A 25,201-nucleotide genomic window follows, 5' to 3' on the forward strand; every position below is an offset into this window, starting at 1 on the left:
GAGATCGTGCGTACACGCTCGAATCATGCAAGGTATCGGGGTGGCGAGTGGTTTTCAATACGCAGGAACGATTCAACCCTCATAATGGGGGGGCGGATGGCAGGGGGGACTCGCGAGGATTTTTGGGATGGTAGAGAATTCCATAGAACGATGGTTGCAGGAGATTCGAGGTGGAAATTCCCAGGCGCAGCAAGCGATTTGGGAAGCATTCTTTCCCGATCTTGTCCTGCTGGCACGCAAACGACTGACTGGGATTCGCAAGACGTTCGAAGACGAAGAAGACGTCGCGCTGAGCGTCTTGCAAAGTTTTTTTACGGCGATGCAAAAGAATCGGTTCCTCGACTTGAGGGGTCGCGACAGCCTTTGGCGGTTACTTTCATGGATGACCCACCGAAAAGCGATCGATCGCATTCGCCATCAATCGCGCCAAAAACGAAGAGTACAAGGGGAGTCGGCAATGCTACCGGGAACCGTTAGCAATCCGGTCGGTCGCCCCCTCGAACAAGTCGTTGGGCAGGAGCCAAGTCCAGATTTGGAAGCGATCCTCATCGAAGAATTGCGAGTCCTGTTGGATTTGCTGAATGAACCGATGCGGCTTGTTGCGATTCGAAAGCTGGATGGGTTTTCCAATGCGGAAATCGCGCAGGAGCAAGCCTGTTCGATTGCTACGATCGAACGTCGATTGAAATTGATTCGAGAGATTTGGACTCAGCATGGAAATTCCTCCGACCTTTCACCCAGCCCTTCCGATTCCGATCCCTCACGATGAATTGATCCGGCTCGATGGAGATTGCGAGTCGTTTGAAAACTGGCTCAAGGACGCTCTTCCTGTCTCCTCCGCCGAGATCGCGTCCCACTTGTCGAATCGTTGGGACGGTCTACTCGCCTATGGCCCCTATCGTTCGGTGGATGCATTCCGAATTCGATTCCTTCAAGAAACTCTCCCGATCGCTTGGTCTTGGCAATCGGAACAATCGCAAACGATCGAAGTAGCATCCTATGCCGATCTCGGATCGATCGTCTCCCCTCTCTACGACTTTTTGAAAACAAATGGCTGCACCGAAGCACCGCTCGATGGACTGAATGGCACCCACTCCCAGCCCTTCTCCGATTTCTATGCCTTGTCGCAGGCGCAACTGGAAGATTTCGCGCTCTGGATTGAGAAGTATCGGGATGCGTGTCATGAAAACCCAACCTTGGGAGCCTCCGACTGGATCGCGGCCCAGCAAGGGCTGCCGGCGGTACTTCGCGATGCAATGGATGGGATGGCTTCGCTCGATCGATTGGGGAAGAATCGACAAGGCGTATGGTCGATCGGAGAATTCCAGATCGTTCGCGAAATCGGACGGGGGGGAATGGGTATTGTCTTCGAAGCGATTCAGCCCTCTTTAGGACGAACAGTCGCATTGAAAATCCTCTGGTCCGGTTCCCATTCCAATGGCGAGGCGATGAAGCGATTTCAGCGCGAAGCGTTGACCGTCGCCAAGCTTCACCACACCAACATCGTCCCGATCTTTTCCGTGGGGAGCGATGGTCCCATCAATTATTTTGCGATGCAATACATCGAAGGAGCGAGTCTCGATAAGCTCGTTCAAAATCCGAGCAATCCGATCGCTTGGGAAAACGTCGCCACCTGGGGACTCCAGGCGGCAGAAGCTCTCGAGCATGCCCACCGGCGCGGAATCGTGCACCGCGACGTGAAACCATCCAATCTGCTTCTCGATCGCGAACAGCGAATTTGGCTAACCGACTTCGGGCTCGCCAAGCAACAGAATGACGTCACCTTGAGCGTCGCGGGGGCACTGCTGGGCACTCCACGCTATATGAGTCCAGAACAAGCCTCTGCATCGGTGCACTCGATCGATCATCGCAGCGATATCTATAGCCTCGGCGCCACTCTTTATGAACTGGCAACCGGCCATCCTGTCTTCGATGCTCAGACCCCTCATGGCGTGATCCATCAAATCCTGCATAGCCAACCGATCCCAGCAACTCGACACCAACACCAGTTGCCCAAGGACTTCAGCACGATCTTGATGAAGTGCCTTTCGAAAGACCCGGCATCGCGCTATGCGAGCGCATCGGAACTAGCCTCCGACCTTCGCGCATTGCTCGATGGACGGCCGATTCTCGCTAAACAGCCCACCCTCCTGGAGCGATCTCAGCGCTGGATTCGTCAGCATCGCAACGAATTCGCTTGGTCGGTCGCTTCGATAGCAGCAAGCCTCACGCTGCTCGCGGTCGCAACGATCAGTTGGGTCGGTTATCGACAGTGGAGGGAATCGAAACTCTCGTTTAGCAGTCCGCTTTCTTCGTTAACTGCGGAGATCCTCCACGCAGACGGAACCGTTCCACTCCATGCTCACACGGTTCCGACACAAGATCCGATCCCGTTGCAGCCAGGTGAATACCAAGTGAGGGTCCGAACCCCCGGGATGTTGAGTCAAACCCATCAGATTTCCCTACCGGCAGGCGAAAATCACAAGCAAACGCTGCATCCAACAGAACAACTGCTTGCTCCATCCAAATCAGGAGCCTTTCGAACGCAGATCGTAAAAGGGACGCAACATGATTGGGTGGTATCGTATGATGCCCAGAATCTTATGATCGAGTCGCTTGTAGGGCTGCAACCTAAACAAGTCACATTTCCTTGGGCTGCCTTTATAAATATCGATTCCTCCCCCAGTTTTCATTGGGAATCTGCATATCAGTTCAGCCGAAGTATCGTGCAAGGTGTGAAGTCGTCGATGGCGCCCTATTTACACGGGATCCCAGGTGCATTGCTCGGTTCTGAAACGGACCATCTGTTGATCGCGACCCGCCATCAAGCGTTTGTGGCTCTGGTCGGGTGCGATGGGACAACGAAGTGGACGCGCGGGCTCGCAGCGGATGTCCTCCAAACCGAGTCGATACCGGAACAGATCGACGCTAGTAAACAGAGCCCTCGCAGTACCGTGGTTGAACCGCCCCGTATCGTGTCAGATATCGATGGCGATCAATATCCCGATTTGATCGTGCACATCGCCACCATTCCTCCGCGCGGCCATCCGCGTACCCATGACGCCGTGCGCGAGGTCGTCGCACTGTCGGGGCAACGGGGAAAAGTCCTCTGGAGAACGACTATCCCGGCATCCGCGTTTTCCTTGTCTCCTCAGGATGTCCCTTACCACTACAAGTGGTTTACGGGCATGAATACAGGAAGCAGTGAAGGAGGAAGTGGTACATTCTTCAATCAAGGTTACTGGAGTCGCAATAGCACCCAAAGTTGCGAGCTGACGGGCGAATTCGTCGCTGTTGGCGCCATGATCTTTCCCGAAGACTCTCATGCCGCAGAGGTTCCTAGCTCCACATTCTGGTACCAAGCCGGCGAGAACCTGCTGCCAATGGAAGTGCGAACCGGACGAGTGCAGGGAGAGACAAACAAATTGGGAGGTACCCCCGAAACCCCGCCCAGACTTTGGTCGGAAGCGAACGGTGTCCCTGCCACTCTCTATTGGATGGATAGAGGATCAACGGTCAATGGGCCGAATACCGGACCAACGAATATTGCTCCACCATCGCTTCGGTGCATCGCTTGGTCTTTATCCGAGAGACGCGTGCTTTGGCAAAAGACGCTTCAAGCTCAATTGCCTATTCTCAGGACATGGGAAATGACGCTTCCTCGCTGGCCTTTCTTAGTCGATCTCGATTCGGACAATATTCCCGAGTGGATCGTTCCGGATGAGTCACCCAGTGGAATACCTGGGAATCCGAAGAGCAGCGTGATTCGAGTTCTCCATACGAAAGACGGTGAGGATAAATGGCTTGCTCGTATTCGGCATGCCGATATGCAGATCGATCGTTGGGTAGTAGGTCCCGACAGGGATGGTGACCAAGTCCTCGATTTGATAGTGACGACCATGGCGGGCATGCCCGTTCGCGTCCACCTCGATATCCTCTCCGGTGCGACGGGGGAGACAATTCTGCAAGGTCACAGCCGTGTGCTGCATCGCGAATCGCCGGAGACTTTCTATATCGGCCAACCGTTTCTTTGGGAGAATCCTGTCGATGGTTGGCCACGGGTCGTCGTACCTCTTCAAAGCACGCATTCGCGAGAAGGGGATGGAACGGAACTCAAGATTTTTTCGATGCGAACGGGACTCTGCGAACAAGAAGCGACGCACGTCCATTCGATTAAAATTGGGGATTTGAACGGAGACAAAGTTCCCGACCTTGCGCTCTCACGATTTCGTACGCCGGACCTTGGATTACGAGGACAAGCGGAGACTCACTTCGTTCGCGGTGTTGGCGTATCACTCTGGGACCGTATGGGACGACCTCTTCAGAAGGTATCGGACCTCAATGGAGACGGAACTTACGACTTGGTCGAAACGGATTATCGATCGATCACCGCTCGCAACACGTTGGACGGCTCCCTGCTATGGCGGGCTTCCGTGAGCGGCCGCGCCTCGCATACAACCGTGCATAGCGAACAAGCTGTTTCACCTTTCCCGCTGCGGGGTGCCCCGATGTGGAGAGAGGGAAACCCGCCAGATAGCGGAGAGGGAAACTGGGATTTCAACGGCGATGGGATTGGCGATCTGATTCTCGAGTCTCATACCGGTGGCAGCAAACTCGAAATCCTGGAAGCGATCTCGGGAAAAACAGGGAAGAGGATCTGGAAGACAAGGGAGACCAAGACCTATCAACAGGGATTTGGCTACCTTCGATGCCAGGACCTGGAAGGAGACGGAAAGTGCGAAATTGTTTATCTATCCTACTCCGACTCCCTCCTCGCCTCTCCAAGTCGTCGAAGTTGGTCCGGCGATGATGGGAATCTGATTGTGTTTGTTTTTGATGCCGCGACCGGAAAGGAGCGATGGCATCGCGCTTTGACGCGTGAATATGGCTCCAATTCAGGACAAAGGTTGCCTTACCAGTTTTCCAATCTCCCCTTCGCGAAATTAGCTATCGGTGATCTCAATGGCGATAGTGTGATGGACATCCTCGCCCCCGCCGAACCCGCTGGGGAGACAACCACACCGATGGCCGCCACTTGGCTGGCTCTCGATGGTAAAGACGGAGCCGAGTTGTGGAATCGACCAGGAGCAGCTTGTCGGGAAGCGAGCCATTGTTTCGCCGAGGCTGCACAAGTCCGCGTTATGCCGCTGGGAACGAAAGGGGCTGCAGCGCCATCGCAAATCTATTTCGTCGAAGTTCGAGACCATACGCGAGAGGACGGAACTCCTTACAGGCAGCTTCATGCCATGGCAGTCGCAGCCAAGTCGGGAGTCGAACTCTGGGACCGACCCATCGATGTTGATATGAGTTTTCGTCGCAACTTTTCCATTGCAGGTGACCGCCTTTTCAGCGAAGCCCTACTAGGAAAGGACGGGCAAACAATGCTTCTCTTGGGCTATGAACACAATCGAATGGATTGCATTCAGCTTTTGGACCAGGATGCGACGGTACTTGCCATGCGTACCTATTCGCCCCCCACCTCCTATCCTAAGCCACCGATCGTGTGGGGACTGTTCAATCGCGATGGCGATGCCGATAGCGTACCGGATCGGGCAATCGTCGGCGACCAGATTGCTGTTGTCGCACTCCAGGAAAACATGGACACGCTCTTCTCGATCGCAGATGCACATTCTGCTACGCCCAAGGAGAGGCATGGAACATTCCAAGTCGATCGCTATCCAGCGAACGTGGAGGTCCAATTGCGTGGGCCGTCCTATTCGCCGCGCATCGTATTGCATTCTTGGGGAGAGTATCCGAAGGTGTCGGCATTTGATGGGGAAACGGGGGACCGAGTCTGGTGGAGTTATGGTCCGACGCGACATCGAACGTATTCGAACGAGATCATTCCAACAATCGCCATCCCTCGGGGGGAAGGAGAACTCCCGATCGTCGTCACAAACCACCTTGATCAGTCCAACGCGAGGGTAGCCTGCAGCGAATCGTCCTTATCCAGAGATCTCTTTCCGCCGGTTTCCTTGGTAGAGCCGAAACGGGATATTCGATTTCAAAGACCGCTTCCTTGGATGCAGAATTCAATGACAACCGAATCGCCCATGGAGGTCGTCGCTTTTCTCGCGACCGGCCTGTTGCATTCGGTATTGTTTGTGTGGATCCCGGGAGCGTATTTATGGCTCACGTTTCGCAAGCGGATATGGAGCCTTCGCTGGATGTTGTTGTTTCCTGTGATTGTCGCCTTTTCGCTCATTGCGCTCCGAATGCAACAGGGGGCAGAGGGGATCAACTGGATCGCAAGTTATGGATTGGCCCTTTTGTTTACGCCGGTTGTAGGAATGATCATTGTGACGGTGCATCGCTCTGTTCAGAAGGAGTGGCGTGGAGCCCTCGCCATTTTATTGTATATCACGATCGGGGCGATCCTCACGGCGGTAGGAATTCTGGGCCTCTCGGGATGGCGGCAACCGCTTGAGTCGGGCGAGTATTACGACTGGAATGGCTGGTATTGGATCATTCCGCAAAGCATGTTCTTTACAGCCTACGTTTATTGGGTCTGTCGAGCTGTTGGAACGGTGTTCGTGCCGCACAGGTTGGGGAAAGGAACGGTCGGCAGACCTCGGTAATCCATCATGGTTGGCACCAACAAAAAACCGGAGATCGGCACGGTCGCGGCTACAACGCAGCCGCTCGGTGCAAAACTCCGGTTTGATTTCATCATCGACGTTCGCTATTCGAACGCGATCGACTGACTATTTGCGACGGAAGAGAGGGCCTGCGTAACGAGCACCTTCACCCAGTTCTTCTTCAATTCGCAGCAGTTGATTGTATTTGGCCATGCGGTCTGAACGGGAGGCCGATCCGGTCTTGATTTGCCCGGTCGAAAGAGCGACGGCCAAGTCCGCGATGGTGGCGTCTTCGGTTTCACCACTTCGGTGACTCGAGATGCTCGAGTATCCGTTTCGGTGTGCCAATTGGATCGCTTCGATGGTCTCGGTCAGGGTTCCGATTTGATTGACCTTGATCAAGATACTATTCGCGATTCCTTGATCGATCCCACGTTGCAGTCGCTCGGTATTGGTTACGAACAAATCGTCGCCGACCAACTGAACTTTGCCGCCAACGCGATCGGTGAGCTTCTTCCAAGAGTCCCAGTCATCTTCGGAGCATCCGTCTTCGATCGAGCAGATCGGGTAGTTATCGACCCAGTTGGCCAGGAAGTCGACCATTTCATCGCCGGAGAGTTGCTTCCCGTCGATGGTGTACTTCTTGGTCTTCTCGTCGTAGAACTCGGTCGCTGCGACGTCCAAAGCGATGAAGATCTGCTTGCCCGCTTCGTAGCCTGCGCGTTTGATCGCTTCCATGATCAGATCGAGGGCTTCGCGGTTGCTGCCGAGGTCGGGTGCGAATCCACCTTCGTCTCCAACGGCTGTGTTCAATTTCTTCTCGCTCAGAACCTTCTTCAAGTTGTGGAAGATTTCTGTACCAGCGCGGAGAGCGTCGGTGAAGGAGTCAAAGCCGAGGGGCATAACCATGAACTCTTGCACGTCGACGGAATTGTCGGCGTGCTGGCCGCCGTTGACGATGTTCATCATCGGTGCGGGCAGAAGGTGAGCCCCGGCGCCGCCCAGGTATCGGTAGAGAGGTTGGTTAGTGAAATGGGCAGCCGCCTTGGCCGTCGCCAGGGAGACGCCAAGCATGGCATTGGCACCAAGATTCTTCTTGTTGGAAGTACCATCGATTTGGCGGAGCATGGCGTCGACGCCCCGTTGATCCATCGCGTCGAAGCCGATCAAGTTTTCGGCGATTTGCGAATTGATGTTATCAACCGCTTTGAGAACTCCCTTACCCATGTACTTGGACTTATCGCCATCGCGGAGTTCCCACGCTTCGTGGGCACCGGTGCTCGCTCCGCTGGGAACAGCAGCGCGACCGGTCGAACCATCGACGAGCGTTACGTCGACTTCAACCGTAGGATTGCCTCGAGAATCGAAAATCTGACGACCGTGAATGCGCTCGATAAGGCTCATGAAATACCTGCCAATGTCCAAAGAAATCAGAGTAAGCCGGCGGGGGTGGGCAATTGCTCAGACATCGAGCCCGCGCCCGTTCGCTCCCCACAGACAAGGTTTTGCGCATTGTGGCGGAGTGTCGACGTTTTGGCTACTTCAAATGATTCGCGCAAAAGAAAACCCGAGGTGCTTTCACACCTCGGGTCGGTTGGGGGCAACCGTTTGGGCAAAAAATGGCCGCGACTTCGATGGATCGAGGGAGGCAGACCATGGCCTTAGATTGGCTGTGGGAGATTGGCTTCGCGGGACTATTGCGGGAGACGTCCCATCTCGACCTTGGGAAGCGGTCCGGTCAATGCTTTCATGAATTCCACCAAATCCGCTTTGTCTTGTGCGGTCAAATCAAGCTTTTTGACTTTGTCACTCAAGTAGGGATTGGGATGTCCTCCCTTGGCATAGTACTCGACGACTTCCTCGAGCGTTTTTTGGGAACCGTCGTGCATGTAAGGCCCTGATTGGGCAATGTTTCGAATTGTCGGGGTCTTGAATGCCCCTTTGTCTTTTTCTTGCTTTGTCTCCGCATACCGACCCAAGTCTGGTTCGGCGGCTTCCATCCCGACGCCGAGATTGTGATAGAGCTCATCGGTGAAGTTCACGCCGACGTGGCAGGCAGTGCAGTTCGATTTGGCGCTGAAAAACAGATCGCGTCCTCGCTTCGCCGATTCGCTCATCGGATGGGCATCCGACAACGCTTTGGCCTTCGTAAATCGCGCATAGAGTTGTGGATCCTCTTCCTTCAATAGGTCCAGGTCTTCCAGTTCTTCGGGGAATGCAACGAGCATTTGTCGTACGGGTTCGTACAGGTCGTAGGGGCTGGCCTCGGTGACGAGAGCGCGTTCAAAGGTAGCGATCGCTCGACCGACATCATCGATATTGGGTGCGCGGCCAAAGACTTTCTCAAACTGAATGCGATAACCCTCGATCTTTCCGAGGCTTCCGATGCAGGCGTCGTGCGTATGCCCCATTTCAATGGGATTGGCAATCGGACCTACGGCTTGATCTTCGAGCGTCCCCGCCCGACCGTCCCAAAACTGGGCTTTGCTAAGGATTCGGTTGAACGAAACCGGGGAATTTCGATTCCCTTCTTGTTTGCGAACGCCGACGCCAAACCGGGTGTTGGCGCCATAACCCGTCGTGGGATGGTGGCAATCCGCGCAGCTGACCGTATTGTCCACCGAAAGACGGCGATCGAAGTAAAGCTGTCGCCCGAGCTCGATCTTGGCGAGGGTCATCGGGTTGTCCTCGGGGATGAACAGCGCGCTGGCGCCGGCCTTCAAAGCGTCCGGGAGCTGGACGTTCAATGGCTCGTGGTTCTTAGGATTGCCTAGGAAGGTTTTGATTTCTTCGATGGACAAATTCCCTTTGCCGGGAATTCCTTGGGTCAGGGCATCCGAACCGAGTTTAACCACCTCGGCTGCGGAAGCGGGCACCCCAGCGGCGAACAGTATCATCAATCCAAACATCAAAGAGTGTCGCATAAGGCTCTTACAGATTTAGGGAGGGGGAAGGTGGGGAATGAATCGATCGATCTGCGATCGGAGAACCGCAGAGTATACGGCAGGGCAACGCACTCTCGAAGTCAGCGGGGGCTAACTTTTGGGTTATAGGAGTTATTCCTGCTGGTTATCGATTGGGGTTGTAGACCACGCCGGCCCTGGGATCGAAGCGGTAGTAGCCTCCGTAGGGGGTGGGATGGAGGGGGCTCGAGGTGAGGCCGTGCTGGTAAAGTTCAATCAGATTCAAATCGGGATTGTTTCCGACCGACTCCGAGTAAATTTTCACCAATTCGTTGAGATGGACCAGATTGTGGGACTCTCGGTATTCGCAGTAGCCGCTCCACGCCTTTCCGGTCGCCTCGTAGGACATGAGCAGCCCGACCGACACCATCGCCAGCATTCGGAGCGACTGGATCCAACCATCGATCGCTTTCAATGGAGTCTCGAACTTCATCATCGAAAAATCCCTGGAACAATTCATAGGCTTCGTCCCAATCACGCAGCCCTTCAAACAACTTAGTTCATAGATTTTCGCATTAAATCCTGAGGAAGGAAAAATCTACGACATTCCGCGACTCCGTTCCGCACCGGCGACCCGAACGGCACCTAATGGCGATCCGACAGCGATCCCACGAGGGGAAAATTGGAAATCTCAAGCCCCGACTCGTGAATCCGGCCAGAAAGCTTATGATTGGGCCTCGCTGGGTGAACCTTAGGTCTCCCTTTGCCATTTTCCAGTCCAGACAAGTCGAAAGTCCATCAAAGCGGAATGAGTGCTCTTCAAAATCTGTCAGTCGTAGTTACGGGTGGTGCGAGCGGAATCGGATTCGCGCTGGCAACCGCGTTCGCATCGCGGGGAGCCAAAGTTGCCATCGGTTCGCGCCGAAGCTCTGCGGTCGAGGAAGCGGTCGCCGCTAGCCAAGGAAAGTTAACAGGGAAAGTCCTCGACGTAGTCGACCGAAGCAGCGTGCAGCATTTCTTCGACTGGGTGACGGAATCTCACGGTGCCGTCGATATTTTGGTCAATGCCGCCGGAATCAATATCAAGGATCGAAGCATGGCCGCGATGACGCCCGAAATGTGGGATCAGGTCATGGCGATCAATGCGACGGGCGCGTACAACTGCATTCACGCCGTCCTGCCATCGATGCGGGAACGCAAATCCGGGATGCTGATCAACATTTCGAGCGTTGCAGGCAAGCGGGCGATCGCACTGGGTGGTGTCGCCTACTCGGCTAGCAAGTTTGCCATGACTGCACTCGGTACGTGCTTGGCCAACGAATTGGGTGTCGAAGGGATTCGTGTTACCAATGTCTATCCCGGCGAAGTCGATACACCGATTCTCGAACAACGCCCTGTACCGGTGACCGAAGAACATCGCCAGAAGATTCTAAAGCCGGAGGATATTGCTGAAGTCGTGGTCGGATTGGCTGAAATGCCAAGCCGTGTCCACGTACCTGAAATCGTGATCAAGCCGATTCATCAGCAGTACTACTAAGAGACGAACCGCGCACTAGGCGAGACGAAACCATGGATTGGAACCTTCACAACATCCCTGCCGATCATCCGACCCCATCGGTGATCGTGTCGATCGAGTTGGCGGAAGCAAATATCAAACGGATGCAGGACTACTGCGACGCGCACAGTTTGCGACTTCGCCCCCATACGAAGACGCACAAATCGCTCTGGGCAGCGCAGTTGCAAATGAAAGCGGGTGCTGTCGGGCTGACGGTGGCCAAAGTGGGTGAAGCAGAGGTGATGTCACACGTATGCCGCGACATCTTTATCGCTTACCCTGCCATTGGCCCCCATCGACTCAACCGTTTGATGGAGCTAGCCAAACGCATCGCGGTTTCGGTCGGCATCGATTCGATCGCTGCGGCTTCACAGCTTCAAGCGGCCGCGGATCAGGCTGGGGTCCAAGTGGGGGTTTTGGTTGATATCGATGTGGGCTTTCATCGAACAGGCGTGCAGAGTCGAGCCAAGACCAAAGAACTGTGCGAGTTCGTAGCGGCTCAGCCCAATCTAGCATTTCGCGGACTCATGTGCTTCCCTGGACACATTCTCCCCCATGCTGACTCCCAGACGTGGAGCGATTACGAAGCGGCATTGAAGACCATCGTCGAAGAACTGCGCCAACAGGGCCTGTCTGTTGAGATCGTTTCAGGTGGCTCGACCCCAACAGCCATGGAGTCGCACAAGAATGCCGCTTTGAACGAGATCCGCCCTGGGACTTACATCTACAACGACCTCAATGAAGTCCGATTGGGCGTATGCGATTTGGATCAAGTCGCCGCGCGAGTCCTTGCCACGGTCGTTAGCAACCCCGAACCCAACAAAGTAGTCATCGACGCCGGAAGCAAAACGCTATCGAGCGATCGCAATGCCGCCTTTCCCGATAGTGGATTTGGGTATCTTCCGGACTTTCCAGACGCCAAAGTCGTTCGTCTCAGCGAAGAACACGGCGAAATTGTGTTTAGCGATACCGACGTCGCGCACGCACGAGTTCCTGAAGTGGGGGATCGTGTATGGTTGATCCCCAATCACATCTGCGTCTGCATCAACCTACAAAATCAATTCTTTTTGCATGATGGCCAATCCCTTTCCATCTTGCCGGTCGATGCACGCGGGTTGCTCGTGTAGGCGTTCGTCCTTGGAGATCAATCGAACCCGATATGAGCACAGCAGTACCCCTTCACGATCCATCCATGCCCCGATCGGTCAAGATCTCGATCCTCGTACCCGCTTACAACGAGGAGAAGACCATCGGCCGGGTTTTAGAGAGATTGCTCGAACTCCCGTTCCCTGAAAAGGAAATCCTCGTTGTCGATGACGGCTCGCAGGATGGGACAGCAGAAGTCGTGGCATCGGTTGCAGGTAGGCGGCCGGAGGTCAAACTATTCCGACAGGCGACCAACCAAGGGAAGACTGCAGCGATAGCCCGCGCGATCGCGCTGAGCACAGGCGATGTACTCATCGTGCAAGACGCTGATTTGGAATACGACCCTCGGGAAATCCCGGATGTCGTCGCCCCAATCCTTGAGAACGTTGCCGATGTTGTCTACGGCAGTCGCTTTTTGGTGAAAAAGGCCTCTCGGGTTTTATACTACTACCATTACATCGCCAACAAGTTCCTTACTTGCTTGAGCAATTTGCTCACCAATCGGAACATGTCCGACATTGAGACTTGCTACAAAGCATTTCGGCGCGATGTAATCGCCCCTATGAAACTCACGAGCAAGGGGTTTGGGATGGAGATCGAGATCACGGCGATGGTTTGCAAAACCCAATCCAGGACCTACGAAGTCCCCATTTCCTATTACGGCCGAACCTACGAAGAAGGAAAAAAGATTGGCCTCTACGACGGGATCGCGGCTATCTGGTATATCTTCTATTACAACTTGGTGCACCCGAGAACCAAGGCTGGTAGGGAATACATCTCTACGGTCAACACCGCATTGAAAGATGCGCAAACTTAGAAACGCTGTCAAGAATGGAGCCTATCGGCCCCATCGCACCTAGTGTCCGGTTTCTAGCTTCAGGCTTCTCGTTTCTAACTTTAGGTTTCTAAGGCAAACGATTTACGAAGAAGCTCCAGGCTCTTGGGGATCGCCGTCTTCTGATCCTCTTTGCCTTCGAATTCGAGCGAAATCCAGCCTCGGTACTTGGCATCCCGGACCATTTGACCGATCTTGGCATAGTCCAATTCGAGCGTGTACCACTCCCCCCCGCCGTAGTACGTTTTGGCTTGGACTAAGACGGTTTTGGGCAAGAGTCGTTGTAGCTTCTGGTACGGATCCTCGAGGAAATTGCCTGTATCCAAAGTGACTTGCAGGTACGGGGAATTGACAGCGTCGACAATCTTAAGGACTCCTTCGGGAGTCAAACCCAGCCCCCAATGGTTTTCAAGTCCTAGAACGACGCCGCATTTCTCGGCAGTTGGGAGGCAACGCTCGAGCGCTTCGATCACCCAAGGAAATCCGTCCTCCTCCGTATAACCCGCGAGTGGGGGCTCGATACCTCGATTGGCCATGAGTTCGTCAAAGTCCTTGCTGGTTCCCCATCGCCCTGTGTTGACGCGCATGGTGGGAATCCCCAGCTTGTAGCAAAGTTCGATTTGGCCGATGGTAAGTTCGATGTTCCAGCGGCGTACTTCTGGGTCTGGGGATACGAAACCTTGATGGGTCGACATTCCATAAAGGGGCAATCCGTGCACGAGCGAACGACGTTTGATGGCCTGCAGTGCGCTGTGGCTAAGAAGTTCCGTTTGCGAGATCTGATAGAGCAAGATCTCGACGCCGTCGAAACCGCAATCGGCTGCGAAGTCGATGCACTTGCTGACATCCTTGAACTCTTCGTTCTTAAACCGCCAAAGAGAGTAGGTGGAGAGCCCGATGGGATTGGTTGTTCGCGCACCATCTGCCGCGCTCGCGGCGGCGGCCGTCGTGCTTGCCGCACGCGACTCCAGAGACGAGGTGAGGACCCCTGCTGTCATGGTTGCTGCCAAGCCGGATTGGAATGTGCGTCGATCCACTGTTGGTCTTTCTTCGAAAGTGGTGTGAAAAATCAGACTCTTGAAATGTACTCCCCGTTGCGAAATTTGCTACTATGCGAATGACGTTTACCACAGGATGGGTGAAACCGCGTCACCCGGCCCGTCTGCTTCCGTTCTTTTCAGGAGTTCAGCCCATGTCGTTCGATTCGAATCCCTATCTCCCTACCGCCCAAGATTACGTGCGAGACGTTGGCGAAAGTCTTCCCCTTGCAGATCGCGGTACGCGTTTGGTCGCTGCCATCGTGGACGGGTTGATCATGATGGTTGTCGCAGGGCCTGTGATTTTTGGCCTCGGGTTCCTGATTGGGTCCGTAATGGGGACAGGTGTCGTCGGAAGCTTGGTCTCGCAAATTGTGGGTGGAGTTTCCGCGATCGGGATTTTCCTCGCGATCAACGGATACTTTTTGAATTTGAATGGCCAGACCGTTGGAAAGAAAATCACCAATATCAAAATCGTCAACGACGATGGCACCAAACCCGAGTTCACGCACTTGATTATCTATCGCTATGGCGTGACATGGCTGATCGGCTTGATCCCCTTCATCGGCGGGCTTTATGGCTTGGTGAATGTCCTGGCCATCTTTCGCGAATCTCGCAAGTGCCTACACGATGACATCGCCAAGACCAAGGTCGTGAAGGCTTAACGGATCAGGCCAGAAACGACTTGACCGTGAACATCGGTCAATCGGTAGCGTCGACCTTGGAATCGATACGTAAGTCGTTCGTGATCGATTCCGAGGAGGTGCATCACCGACGCTTGGATATCGTGGATGTGAACGGGATTCTCGGCGATGTTGTATCCGAATTCATCGGTTTGACCGTAGACGGAACCAGGGCGCATTCCTCCACCCGCGAACCACATCGAAAAGCACCGCGGGTGATGGTCGCGGCCAAAGTTCTTTTGAATTTTGCCTTGGCAGTAGTTCGTTCTCCCGAACTCCCCTCCCCAGATCACGAGCGTATCGTCGAGCATTCCCAATCGTTCGAGATCCTTGACCAACGCTGCGCTCGGCTGATCGGTTTCTTGACATAGTTTCGGGAGACTACCCGGCAATCCTCCGTGGTGGTCCCAGTCCTGATGGTAGAGCTGGATGAAACGGACACCCCGCTCCGCAAGGCGCCGGGCAAGCAAACAGTTGGCTGCAAAACTTCCTGGTTTCTGCACATCCGGTCCGTACATATCCAAGACGCTGGCGGGCTCCTGGGTAAGATCGGCAACCTCAGGGACGCTCGACTGCATCGCGAAGGCCATCTCGTAGTGTTCCATCCGATTCTGGATTTCCACATCCGGTGTTAGTGCAAATTGCTCCTGCTGAAACTCCTTCCACCGATCCAGCATCAGGCGGCGGCTTTCTCGCGAAATCCCATCTGGATTGCCAAGGTACAGGACCGGATCCTTCGCCGCGCGCAGCAGAACGCCCTGGTGCTTGGTAGGAAGAAACCCGCTCCCCCATAGATGAGCCCCCAAAGGCTGTCCCGACTTGTCCTTCGTCACCAAAACAACGAAGGATGGTAGGTCTGAGTTGATCTGTCCAAGCCCATAACTAAGCCATGCACCGATGCTGGGCCGCCCTGCAATTTGGGTCCCGGTTTGGAAGAACGTAACGCCGGGTCCGTGATTGATCGCCTCGGTGAACGCGGAGCGAAGGACACAAATTTTGTCGGCGATGCTGGCGGTATGGGGGAGAAGTTCGCTGAACCATGCACCCGATTCCCCGGACTGATGAAAGCGAAAGGGAGAACCTACTAAGGGGATGGACGATTGGTTTCCCGACATGCCGGTCAATCGCTGCGAGCCTCGCACGGAATCTGGTAGCTGCTCTCCTTCTTTCTCCTTCAAGAGAGGCTTGTAGTCGAGAAGGTCCAAATGGGAGGGACCGCCCGACATGAACAAATAGATGACCCTTTTTGCCTTGGGTGGATGATGAAACGCCTTGAGCTCCCCTCCACCTCCGGGAATATCCAGTGGTTTGGATTCATCCCCTTCGGCATTCCCAATCATTTGCGAAAGGGCCATTCCTCCCAATCCGATGCCCGAGGAATAGAGGAACCGCCGGCGTGCATTCCTGGCCTGGATTCGTTCATATTCCGCGTAGGTCATGTCATATCTCATGGAGAAGCGGGTTCCGAAAGGAGGGCAGCTGTGGCAGTTGCAGAAGGGGAAGGGTAGCGAAGGGACCTTAAGGATAGCCATTTGGGCGGGCAATCTCAAGAATCGAGTCGATCGGTGTATACTGGTGGCTTGGCGAAAGGGTGTGCGGTTTCGATCGCTACCCTCTGTTCAATCGACCTTTCAGAAAGCGACATCCATGAAACATTCTCTCCGACGTGCTATCGCTACACCCTTGTTGTTCGCACTGGGAAGCTGGGCTACCCTTCCAACGGCCCCTTCCGCGCTGGGTCAGCAAGCCGCTCCTGCCAATGGGAATGGCAATTTTGTGATAGGGCCAGAATACTCGTTGGCTTCGGAATTGACGGACCAAGGCAATCCGAAAGGAAAGGCATTCGAGTTTTCGATGCAACTCGAAGAGAGCAAGATCTTCCGGGGAGATGACAAAACGCTCGATGCTCGCAAAGAAGTCCGTAAGGAACGCAAGATTTTCGTCTATGTACCGGCACAATACAAAAATGGAACCAAAGCCCCCGTGCTGGTGATCCACGATGGACCTGGTCAGTTGAATCTGGTCCGCAATGCACTTGATAATCTCACGATCTCGAAGGACCCTGCCAGAAAGCTTCCCCCTTTCATCGCCATCGCCATTCAAAACGGAGGGAACGATGGCAAGGGGAGCCAGCGAGGACTGGAATACGACACCATGTCCGATCGCTTGGCTCGTTTTGTCAACGATGAAGTCTTTCCAGCGGTTCTCACCCATCCCGACATCAAAGCCGCTTACCCTGGTATCGCGATCACCGACGATCCGTGGGGGCGAGGTGTATTGGGATGCAGCTCGGGAGGCGCCGCCGCGCTCACCATGGGCTGGTTTCGCCCAGATCTTTTCCGTCGCTTGATTACCTACTCTGGTACCTTTGTCGATCAGCAAGACGATGACGCACCGGAGGAAGCCCAGTATCCGCTCGGCGCCTGGGAATACCATTCCAGCATGAAGCTCATTCAAAACTCAGAGAAGAAACCTCTTCGCATCTTTACCCATGTCGCCGAAAACGATCTGCGCGCCAAAGATCCAGAAGAAACCTATCACAATTGGGTGATGGCCAACGAGCGGACAGCGGCTGAATTGAAGGCGAAGGGCTATGACTACCGATATGTATTCAGCAAAGCAACGAAACATTGCGATCGCAAAGTTTTCGAACACACCCTAGCCGACACTTTGGTCTGGATGTGGCAAGACTACAAAATGGTCGCGGAATAACTCCTCTTCCCGATAGAAGGAGTTCAACGCTTCGGAAGGATAGGACCTCCACTTGTATCGATCGAACCTTTTGAACTGGCTCGCAGAGTGTACAGGCGACGATGTCTGGTCGATCGATTATTGCCGACAGGCGGGGATTCCCGACACCTGGATCTCAGAGTTGAGTGAGATCTACGAGAGCGGCTTTAAGTCCCCTGGAGAGATTCTGTATCGGCATGGGAATCGAATCCATCAATACCGAGGGGTCCGCGATTCGGATTTGGCAAAACGCATAGCCCAACAACTAGGCCTGCGAGTGGATCCGATCGAGCAAGCGTCCTTGTCGCACAGCGATTTGGTTCGGCGTATCAAAGAAGCTGTGGAAGAAGATTAAAGGCGAGAAGAGACAGACAGTCAAACAATCGAGAGAATGGAATCGATTGTTTGACTGCTGTCACATGTGTATCGAATTACAGGAGATTCCCGAGACCAACAATCGCGATCTCGACGGTAAACGGACCATGGGGAGATTGGAAACGAAGCATTTCCAAATGGGCACCTTGGTCGAAGGAAATCGAGTGATTCTTTCCAACCACCACCGTGGGAAGCCCCAACGCAATGCCTTCAATTCCCATTTTGTCTTTGCTGGATCCACCGATCATGTTCGTCAGCTCACCCACGGTGTCGATGACATCCGCCGTGATCGAGTCTGGTCGCTCCCCGAGAAAAGCCTCCGCCGCAGCGATCGCCATCTCCGAAGAAATACTGACCACCACGGAACCTCGGATTGCACCGGAGACTCCCACGATGCCACTGCATTCGTGGCGTGTCGCCGAGGCATCATTGGTTGCAAACCCAACCAACTCGACCTCCCAGCTCAGCATGCGGCTGAACACCTCTTTCGTGCACTTGATGAACGGGGCAAGAAATCGCTTCTGTGCTTCCGAAAGACCGGTGGATTGTGGGCGCTGCGTGGTAATCGACACGACGAATTCCTTATAGAGAGCTTCTTAGAGGGAGTTAAACGGTGACAAACTTATCCAGCTTGGCACGCAGATCGTCTGCCTCGAAGGGTTTCGTCAAGTAATCGTTGACCCCCGCTTGGATCGCTGCGATGACTTGGCTCTTCTGCGCTTCGGTCGTCACCATGATAATGGGAACGGACGAGCCCAGAGCCCGGATCTCGGTAACGACATCGAGTCCGCTCTTATTGGGCATATTCCAATCGGTGAGAATCAAATCCACCGGTTCATTTTTATAAGCGTCAATCGCTTCCTGGCCATCGGCCGCTTCTACGATCTCCGACACTCCGACCGCATTGAGAGATCGAATGATGATCTTTCTCATAATGCCAGAATCATCTGCAACTAAAACTTTCATGCGTATCCCCGTTCTCAATTCCCATGATTTGGTCGCGTGCAGGACTTGAAGGAATCCTGCCATTTCTTCGAACGAACTACTGTTGGTTACCGGTTGGTTTAGTCAAATGAACTGTTCTCAGATTTCCTCAGGATCGGATTTCCCCATGCATCGGCTCTGCCGTCGCAATCCATAGAACCTGCTCTTTCCGCACAATCGCTACCGACGCGAGTTGGACTCCCCAACCAGGGTCGCTGAAGGTCTGAAACCTTGGGAATTGGCTGCTGTGACCCATCTTCCAGATCGTCGCGATGGAGCGTCCCTTCCTGAGACTTGAAGGAATCATCGGAAATGATCGCACGAAGTCATTTTGGCTCTGTTAAAGCCTGCGGGGAAAGCACGATTGATTCGGCTGTTAGATACGACGAGGCAAAGTCTGCATCACAGGGAATTCTTTCCGTCTGGAGCAACATTGTCCATTTGGGAGGTTATTCTTCGACATCGTGAGTTCCGTATGCCCCCTACGGCGTTAATGGATTTGTTCCAAGTCGCACAGTCACTCCCAAACTAACTCAGCTGAGCTAGTCATCGAGAGTACGCGAAATGGATAGAGCGTTTGAGTAGATATTGGGGGCATAAACATGTTTCAAGATGATGAACTCATCCAGGACTTCGTAGTCGAAAGCAGCTCGCACTTAGCGGATATTGAAAGCCAGCTACTGGAGATCGAGGCCGCTGGCGACAACATCGATATCGAGTTGGTCAATACCGTTTTTCGCGCCATACACTCTGTAAAAGGTGCCGCCGGCTTCTTGAGTTTGGCAGTCATCAACTCGCTCGCCCACAGTCTCGAAAACGTTTTGAACATGATTCGCAACCGCGAATTGGTCATGAACAAACGGATTGTCAACACCCTACTTCGCGCATCGGATCAACTTCGCACCTTAGTCGAACGTGTCGAGTCGAGCAACGAAGTAGATGTCGGAGATCTCATCGAAGAGTTGGATCGCATCCACCGGGGCGAACCAGACTTGAGCGAATCCGATGCATTCGAACTTCTCGAAGAGCTGGTTGATGAAGAAATGGCATTGGAAGAGAACGCATCTCAAGAGAATAGCGGTCCAGAAGAACCCATCGCTCCTGAAATGGAATCGCAACACGGGGAGATCATGAAAAAGGAAGAAATCGCATCCGCTTTGCCCAGCACGGCGAAAGCGGATCCTAAGAGCGCAGCCGCCACCTCCAAACCCAAGGCGACAGACTCCATCGTCCGTGTGAATGTCGCGGTCCTAGACCGACTCATGAACCTAGCTGGCGAACTGGTTCTCAGTCGAAATCAGCTTCTTGCAGCCGTGACTCGCGGTGGGAGAGAAGGTCTCGACACCGTTGCCGCTCGCGTGGACCAAGTCACCAGCGAGCTTCAAGAAACCATCATGCAAACGCGCATGCAGCCGATCGGAACGGTATTTAATCGTTTCCCTCGCGTGGTCCGGGACTTGAGCAGCAAACTTGGAAAAGAATGCGACTTGATTATCGAAGGGAATGAAGTGGAGGTCGACAAGACAATCGTCGAAGCGATGGGCGACCCGCTCACCCATCTGGTTCGAAACAGTATCGACCATGGTATCGAGTCCCCCGGAAAACGAGCCGCTGCCAGCAAACGCCCGATAGGTACGGTTCGGTTGCATGCTTTCCACCAAGCGGGGAAAGTCTGCATTCGGATCGAAGACGACGGCGCGGGAATGGATCCTGTAAAGCTCAAGGCGAAGGCTGTGGAAAAGGGTGTCATCGCGGCTGAGCAAGCCACCGTCATGACCGACAGCGAAGCGTTACGTCTTATCTTTGCACCAGGATTCTCCACGGCAGCGGAAATCACCGACGTGTCGGGGCGTGGAGTCGGAATGGACGTGGTGAAGACGAACATCGAGCAATTGGGTGGCACCGTCGATGTCGAAAGCGAACTCGGAGTCGGCTCCGCGATCCACATCACACTACCATTAACCCTAGCTATTGTCCCCTCGATGATTGTGAGCTGCGGCGGCGAGCGCTACGCAATCCCGCAAGCCAATATCGCAGAGTTGGTGCGAGTTCCTGGCGCAGAGGTGGAGGAAAAAATCGGAAGGATCCATGGTGCAGAAGTGCTGCGATTGCGAGGCGCACTTCTACCGCTCATTCGTCTCGATGAGGCGTTGGGGGTCGTGCGACCGGATGACTACCAACCGGAGTCCAACGCGACCAGCATTCTCGTGTTGGAAACAGGACAGATGCGATACGGATTGGTGGTCGACTCTCTCCACGACAACGAAGAAATCGTCGTGAAGCCCTTGGGCAAGCATGTCCGCGACCTTGGGTACTTGGCCGGAGCTACCATCCTAGGGGACGGATATGTCGCGCTGATTCTCGACGCGGTTGGAATCGCCATGCACTGCAACCTTCGCAATGTCGACTCGGTACTCGCTTCCGAAGAAAAAGAAAACAAATTGGCGTCTGAAGTTCACCGCCTACTCCTGTTCGCGAACCATCCGGATGATCAATTCGCCATTCCAATGGCCATGGTCGCCAGAATCGAACGCATTCGGGCATCGGAAATTCGAGTGGTGGGTGGGCAAAACATCCTCGTGTATCGCGGAGCTTCGCTCCCCATCTTGCGGCTCGAACAGAACATCTCGGCGTTGTATCCGGATAAAGAAGAACAGAACTTGTTTGTGATCATCTTTAAGATCCAAGACCGAGAGATCGGACTCGTCGCGCCAACCCTTCGAGATATTCGAGATATCGAGATGCTGATCGATTCCAAGACACTCAGGGAGCCTGGCGTTCTCGGGACCGTCATCGTCGACGACGCTCCGACCCGAGTCCTGGACCTCATCGAACTGGTCCGAATTCGCTACGCGGATTGGTTCCAATCCGAACAGTCCACGCAACCTGGAAAGTCCACGCAGCCCCCCTCGGTGTTGCTCGCGGAAGATTCCGATTTCTTCCGAAATCACGTGACACGAACTCTCGAAAGCGAAGGAATAAAGGTCGTGGGTGCGGTCGATGGACTAGATGCTTGGGAGAGTCTCCAATCCATGGTCAATGAGATCGATGTGATCGTCACAGACATCGAAATGCCCCGCATGAATGGACTGGATTTTGCCAAAGCGGTGAGGGCGGATGACGCCACATCAAGACTGCCGATCATCGCCCTGACCAGCCTCGCAGGAGACGATGATCGGGATCGTGGTACCAAGGCTGGTATCAACGAATACCAAGTGAAAATGGATCCCGCGCGTCTGATCGATGCTGTGAAGCGTCTGGCAGCGGCATCAGTCTAAGGTTTTAAACGCGTGCCAACAAAGGTCGCCGACGAGGTAATCATGATCAACCCTATCCTATCCAGTTCCAAAGCCGTTCAGTACACGACATTCTTTTGCAACCGAGCCGTCCTAGGTTTGGATATCTCCTACGTGCAAGAGATCAATCGAACCGTCAACTTGACACGGGTTCCACTCTCGCCCCCTTGCGTCCGAGGGGTTATGAATCTGCGAGGTGAAGTCGTCACGATGCTGGACTTGAGAATCTTGATGGGTTTGCCTGCAGGTGAACCGTCCAAGCTTTCTCGCAATCTGATCCTCAAATACGAAGGAGAGGTCTTTGGTCTTTGGGTGGATGGGGTGGCCGATATTCTTTCGATCGAGACCGCTCACATTGCACCTCCGCCCTCGAACCTCTCGATGACCGAATCGAGATTGATTCGTGGCGTCTACCAAACGGAAAAGGGATTGGTGATGCTGATCGAACCGAAGGAACTGCTGAATACATCCCTGAACATGGCTCGCAGCGCCGCCTAATCCGTCCCCCTCTACCCACCCGGATCTTGCCCCATGAAGCAACTGTCTGCCGCTACCGGCGCGCCCATTCGTGTTCTCGTTACCGATGACTCGCCCATCTATCGCAGACTCCTCAGCGACGCGCTGGCAGGACTTCCAAACGTCGAAGTGGTTGGTACATCCTTCGACGGCGAGGATTGCCTGCGCATGCTGGAAAAACTCAAACCGCACTTTGTCACCCTCGATATCAACATGCCTCGTCGCGATGGTCTTTCAACACTCGAGGAGATTCGAAGGCGAGGACTCGATACCCACGTCGTCATGGTGAGCTCTTCCACTCCTCAAAGCGCCGAACAGACCATGCGAGCCCTGCGCAACGGTGCCCTCGACATGATCTTCAAACCCGAGGGGAACGATATCCAATCGAATCGAAAATCCTTGGAAATGCAATTGCTCCAACAAGTCGATACCGTGCGAAGTCTCGCGAAGAGCGTTCTCGTGCGATCGAACCAAGCCAGGAACAATACAGTCGTCCGAACGACGCCATCCAGTCCGTCGCGTGATTTGGACAAAGCGATGCACCATGTCGAACGTCAACCGATCCCATCGCAGAGCGCATCTCGCAAAGGAAACTTCGAGTGTATTTGCATCGGTATTTCCACCGGTGGTCCTGCCGCGCTGGGAACGCTCCTGCCAGGTTTGCCCGCCAAACTTCCTGTCCCAGTCTTTATCGTACAACATATGCCTGCGATGTTTACAAAGAGCCTTGCGGATCACCTCGCGCGACTCTGCTCAATTCGAGTTTCCGAAGCCGTTCATGGAGAACGCCCTGAGCCAGGACACGCGTATATTGCCCCAGGCGGCAAACAAATGAAGATCGTGAAGTCGGGAAACCTGCCTCGAATCGAAATCACCAACGAAGACTACGATTCGCCAAGCAAACCGAGCGTCGATTGCCTCTTCGAATCCGTTGATTCTGTCTTCGGGAGAAATTCGCTGGCCCTCATCATGACGGGCATGGGATGCGATGGACTGCGTGCATGCAGGAAACTCCATGCAACAGGAGCTCACATTCTCGCTCAATCGGCGGACACTTGCGTTGTTTATGGAATGCCCAGGCAAATAATCGACAATCACTTAGCCTCCGAAGTGGTTCCCTTACCGGTGATGGCTACAAGAATTGGCGAACTGCTGAGAGATAGAAAATGAACGCGCTAACATCCACGCAAATCAAGATTGTCTTTGACTATGTCGAGGAACTTTGCGGCATCGCACTAGAAGAATCCAAAGCCTATTTGATCGATGTCCGTTTCGCGAGCTTGATCAAGCGATTCGAAGCCCACTCGGTTATCGATTTGATCGATAAGGCGAAACAAAGCCAGGGGGAGGGAGTTCGCAGAGCCATGATCGAAGCGATCACGACACGCGAGACCCATTTCTTTCGAGATACTAGTGTCTTCGATGCTCTCCAATTCAAAGCCCTACCCGAACTGCTGGATCGCAAGCTGAAACGCAATTCGAACAAACTCCGCATTTGGTCAGCCGCGGCGAGCTCTGGCCAAGAAGCTTGCTCGATCGGCATGGTGATCCAGGAGATGATCCCGGACACCGCTCGTTGGGATGTCCAGATTCTCGGAACCGACATTTCTCAGGAAGCTTTGGCGAAAGGTAGAAAAGGGATCTATTCGCGACTCGATATCGAGCGTGGACTCCCAGCCCACTTTGTCGGTAAATACATGAAGCCCCACCCGGAGGGATATCGGGTCGCTGATTCCATCTTGAGAATGATTCGTTATCAAGAACTAAACCTTCTGCATCCGTTTCAATTTCAAGAGCCGTTTGACATTATCTTCTGCCGAAACGTCGCCATCTACTTTGAGAAACGAGTCAAGATTGACTTGTTTCGAAGAATGCTCCCCATCCTGCAAAAAGATGGCTATCTCTTTGTGGGTGTTTCGGAATCGCTCTTCGATTGCGGGCCGGAATTCAAACCACAGTCCCACTGCCGCGGTGCGTTCTATCAACCTCACTTGACGATGCAATCGTTACAGCCCGCCCTCGCTACACCCGAGGCGAAGAGCCCTGCGGCGATTCCTTCCAGCCGACCAACTCGCCAGCCGAATCTTTCTCCAAGCCCATCGAAGATTTCTCCTCCGGTGAGAACTAGCCCAGGGACTACCTACGGAACAGGAACGGTAACCCGATGATCAAGACGGTCCTGCCTCGCTCGCTCTCACTTCTGTGTTTGGCCACGGTTCTCACCTGGACAGCACTGGCCCTCTCAAGCTTCGCAACCGAACCGCCTCGCGATGCCATGTGGGGAACGGCAACGCTACGCTATGAAGTCCTCAGCCGTCCCTCGAGCCATCACGACGAGGCCAAACCGCGGACGGAAGCTCCCCAAACCATCCGGCCCGTGAAACCCTACGCGTACGGATGGTTTGGTCCGACAACCAACAGACATTGGTATCGGCAATTTGGTCACCAAAGCAGCTACACGCAGTACTCGTTGCGGTAACTGTTAAACAATTAAAACCGTTGACTCTTTTCTTCGTGTTCCCTTCTCGCGTTTGCGCCGTTGCGAGAAACCTCCCTCTCTCCA

At 54.1% G+C, this 25,201-nt stretch carries 20 protein-coding genes; 13 read left to right on the forward strand and 7 right to left on the reverse strand.

What is annotated here, in order from left to right; genetic code table 11:
• Positions 1-127: 127 nt before the first annotated feature.
• Positions 128-769: an ECF-type sigma factor gene (locus SH467x_RS20380; RefSeq protein WP_482368928.1), complete on the forward strand. Its 642-nt coding sequence runs from the start codon at positions 128-130 to the stop codon at positions 767-769.
• Positions 714-6,578 carry a serine/threonine protein kinase gene (locus SH467x_RS20385; RefSeq protein ID WP_482368929.1) on the forward strand — a complete coding sequence of 1,955 codons (5,865 nt, stop codon included), beginning with the start codon at positions 714-716 and terminating at the stop codon, positions 6,576-6,578. Before SH467x_RS20380 ends, SH467x_RS20385 begins: the two co-directional genes overlap by 56 nt.
• Positions 6,579-6,704: 126 nt before the next feature.
• Here the strand turns inward: SH467x_RS20385 and eno are convergent, their stop codons facing one another.
• The 3 genes from eno to SH467x_RS20400 form a co-directional block, all read right to left on the reverse strand.
• The gene (gene eno / locus SH467x_RS20390; RefSeq protein ID WP_482368930.1) at positions 6,705-7,982 is read right to left on the reverse strand and encodes a phosphopyruvate hydratase; all 1,278 of its coding nucleotides are present in this window, start codon (positions 7,980-7,982) and stop codon (positions 6,705-6,707) included.
• A 290-nt stretch (positions 7,983-8,272) separates the two neighbouring features.
• A complete protein-coding gene (locus SH467x_RS20395; RefSeq protein ID WP_482368931.1) occupies positions 8,273-9,502 on the reverse strand; it encodes a cytochrome-c peroxidase in 1,230 nt (409 codons plus the stop codon).
• A gap of 145 nt (positions 9,503-9,647) precedes the next feature.
• Positions 9,648-9,977, reverse strand: coding sequence for a hypothetical protein (locus tag SH467x_RS20400; protein ID WP_482368932.1), 330 nt, complete (start codon positions 9,975-9,977; stop codon positions 9,648-9,650).
• A gap of 312 nt (positions 9,978-10,289) precedes the next feature.
• On the opposite strand from SH467x_RS20400, the gene SH467x_RS20405 reads away from it, so the two are divergent.
• The 3 genes from SH467x_RS20405 to SH467x_RS20415 are packed head-to-tail and all read left to right on the forward strand — an operon-like array spanning position 10,290 to position 12,999.
• Positions 10,290-11,018, forward strand: coding sequence for an SDR family oxidoreductase (locus SH467x_RS20405; RefSeq protein WP_482368933.1), 729 nt, complete (start codon positions 10,290-10,292; stop codon positions 11,016-11,018).
• A gap of 32 nt (positions 11,019-11,050) precedes the next feature.
• Complete coding sequence (locus SH467x_RS20410; protein ID WP_482368934.1) at positions 11,051-12,163, forward strand: alanine racemase; 1,113 nt, start codon at positions 11,051-11,053, stop codon at positions 12,161-12,163.
• A 32-nt stretch (positions 12,164-12,195) separates the two neighbouring features.
• A complete protein-coding gene (locus SH467x_RS20415) occupies positions 12,196-12,999 on the forward strand; it encodes a glycosyltransferase family 2 protein (protein WP_482368935.1) in 804 nt (267 codons plus the stop codon).
• Positions 13,000-13,079: 80 nt separating this feature from the next.
• Here the strand turns inward: SH467x_RS20415 and SH467x_RS20420 are convergent, their stop codons facing one another.
• Positions 13,080-14,054, reverse strand: coding sequence for a sugar phosphate isomerase/epimerase family protein (locus tag SH467x_RS20420; protein WP_482368936.1), 975 nt, complete (start codon positions 14,052-14,054; stop codon positions 13,080-13,082).
• Positions 14,055-14,209: 155 nt separating this feature from the next.
• Between SH467x_RS20420 and SH467x_RS20425 the strand changes: the two genes are divergently transcribed.
• Complete coding sequence (locus SH467x_RS20425; RefSeq protein ID WP_482368937.1) at positions 14,210-14,719, forward strand: RDD family protein; 510 nt, start codon at positions 14,210-14,212, stop codon at positions 14,717-14,719.
• Here SH467x_RS20425 and SH467x_RS20430 read toward each other — a convergent pair.
• Positions 14,716-16,176, reverse strand: coding sequence for a DUF1501 domain-containing protein (locus SH467x_RS20430; RefSeq protein ID WP_482368938.1), 1,461 nt, complete (start codon positions 16,174-16,176; stop codon positions 14,716-14,718). The two genes, SH467x_RS20425 and SH467x_RS20430, sit on opposite strands and share 4 nt — an antisense overlap.
• Positions 16,177-16,384: 208 nt before the next feature.
• On the opposite strand from SH467x_RS20430, the gene SH467x_RS20435 reads away from it, so the two are divergent.
• Complete coding sequence (locus SH467x_RS20435; protein WP_482368939.1) at positions 16,385-17,449, forward strand: alpha/beta hydrolase; 1,065 nt, start codon at positions 16,385-16,387, stop codon at positions 17,447-17,449.
• A gap of 52 nt (positions 17,450-17,501) precedes the next feature.
• Positions 17,502-17,822, forward strand: coding sequence for a hypothetical protein (locus SH467x_RS20440; RefSeq protein WP_482368940.1), 321 nt, complete (start codon positions 17,502-17,504; stop codon positions 17,820-17,822).
• Between the two features lie 76 nt (positions 17,823-17,898).
• Here the strand turns inward: SH467x_RS20440 and SH467x_RS20445 are convergent, their stop codons facing one another.
• Positions 17,899-18,414, reverse strand: a complete 516-nt coding sequence (locus SH467x_RS20445; RefSeq protein ID WP_482368941.1) for a chemotaxis protein CheX — start codon at positions 18,412-18,414, stop codon at positions 17,899-17,901.
• Positions 18,415-18,448: 34 nt separating this feature from the next.
• Positions 18,449-18,808, reverse strand: a complete 360-nt coding sequence (locus SH467x_RS20450) for a response regulator (protein WP_482368942.1) — start codon at positions 18,806-18,808, stop codon at positions 18,449-18,451.
• Between the two features lie 620 nt (positions 18,809-19,428).
• On the opposite strand from SH467x_RS20450, the gene SH467x_RS20455 reads away from it, so the two are divergent.
• Genes SH467x_RS20455 through SH467x_RS20475 form a run of 5 tightly spaced genes read left to right on the forward strand, consistent with a single transcriptional unit; the run spans position 19,429 to position 25,117 of the window.
• Positions 19,429-22,104: a hybrid sensor histidine kinase/response regulator gene (locus tag SH467x_RS20455; RefSeq protein ID WP_482368943.1), complete on the forward strand. Its 2,676-nt coding sequence runs from the start codon at positions 19,429-19,431 to the stop codon at positions 22,102-22,104.
• 42 nt (positions 22,105-22,146) lie between these two features.
• Entirely contained in the window at positions 22,147-22,620 is a 474-nt protein-coding gene (locus SH467x_RS20460; protein ID WP_482368944.1) for a chemotaxis protein CheW, read from the forward strand.
• 33 nt (positions 22,621-22,653) lie between these two features.
• Positions 22,654-23,808 carry a chemotaxis-specific protein-glutamate methyltransferase CheB gene (gene cheB / locus SH467x_RS20465; protein WP_482368945.1) on the forward strand — a complete coding sequence of 385 codons (1,155 nt, stop codon included), beginning with the start codon at positions 22,654-22,656 and terminating at the stop codon, positions 23,806-23,808.
• Positions 23,805-24,806 (forward strand): CheR family methyltransferase, encoded by a 1,002-nt coding sequence (locus SH467x_RS20470; protein WP_482368946.1) that lies wholly within the window; start codon positions 23,805-23,807, stop codon positions 24,804-24,806. The genes cheB and SH467x_RS20470 overlap by 4 nt, the downstream gene beginning before the upstream one ends.
• Positions 24,803-25,117, forward strand: a complete 315-nt coding sequence (locus SH467x_RS20475; protein ID WP_482368947.1) for a hypothetical protein — start codon at positions 24,803-24,805, stop codon at positions 25,115-25,117. Before SH467x_RS20470 ends, SH467x_RS20475 begins: the two co-directional genes overlap by 4 nt.
• Positions 25,118-25,201: the final 84 nt, after the last annotated feature.

It is taken from the genome of Brakhagea slesvicensis (genome assembly GCF_052161625.1).
Lineage (GTDB): Bacteria > Planctomycetota > Planctomycetia > Pirellulales > Pirellulaceae > JBKCUI01.

Bases quoted from the DNA above. Each gene is read 5' to 3' on its own strand.
- SH467x_RS20380 (WP_482368928.1), top strand. From the start codon at position 128: ATGGTAGAGAATTCCATAGAACGATGGTTGCAGGAGATTCGAGGTGGA.
- SH467x_RS20385 (WP_482368929.1), top strand. From the start codon at position 714: ATGGAAATTCCTCCGACCTTTCACCCAGCCCTTCCGATTCCGATCCCT.
- eno (WP_482368930.1), bottom strand. From the start codon at position 7,982: ATGAGCCTTATCGAGCGCATTCACGGTCGTCAGATTTTCGATTCTCGA.
- SH467x_RS20395 (WP_482368931.1), bottom strand. From the start codon at position 9,502: ATGCGACACTCTTTGATGTTTGGATTGATGATACTGTTCGCCGCTGGG.
- SH467x_RS20400 (WP_482368932.1), bottom strand. From the start codon at position 9,977: ATGATGAAGTTCGAGACTCCATTGAAAGCGATCGATGGTTGGATCCAG.
- SH467x_RS20405 (WP_482368933.1), top strand. From the start codon at position 10,290: ATGAGTGCTCTTCAAAATCTGTCAGTCGTAGTTACGGGTGGTGCGAGC.
- SH467x_RS20410 (WP_482368934.1), top strand. From the start codon at position 11,051: ATGGATTGGAACCTTCACAACATCCCTGCCGATCATCCGACCCCATCG.
- SH467x_RS20415 (WP_482368935.1), top strand. From the start codon at position 12,196: ATGAGCACAGCAGTACCCCTTCACGATCCATCCATGCCCCGATCGGTC.
- SH467x_RS20425 (WP_482368937.1), top strand. From the start codon at position 14,210: ATGTCGTTCGATTCGAATCCCTATCTCCCTACCGCCCAAGATTACGTG.
- SH467x_RS20430 (WP_482368938.1), bottom strand. From the start codon at position 16,176: ATGACCTACGCGGAATATGAACGAATCCAGGCCAGGAATGCACGCCGG.
- SH467x_RS20435 (WP_482368939.1), top strand. From the start codon at position 16,385: ATGAAACATTCTCTCCGACGTGCTATCGCTACACCCTTGTTGTTCGCA.
- SH467x_RS20450 (WP_482368942.1), bottom strand. From the start codon at position 18,808: ATGAAAGTTTTAGTTGCAGATGATTCTGGCATTATGAGAAAGATCATC.
- SH467x_RS20455 (WP_482368943.1), top strand. From the start codon at position 19,429: ATGTTTCAAGATGATGAACTCATCCAGGACTTCGTAGTCGAAAGCAGC.
- SH467x_RS20460 (WP_482368944.1), top strand. From the start codon at position 22,147: ATGATCAACCCTATCCTATCCAGTTCCAAAGCCGTTCAGTACACGACA.
- cheB (WP_482368945.1), top strand. From the start codon at position 22,654: ATGAAGCAACTGTCTGCCGCTACCGGCGCGCCCATTCGTGTTCTCGTT.
- SH467x_RS20470 (WP_482368946.1), top strand. From the start codon at position 23,805: ATGAACGCGCTAACATCCACGCAAATCAAGATTGTCTTTGACTATGTC.
- SH467x_RS20475 (WP_482368947.1), top strand. From the start codon at position 24,803: ATGATCAAGACGGTCCTGCCTCGCTCGCTCTCACTTCTGTGTTTGGCC.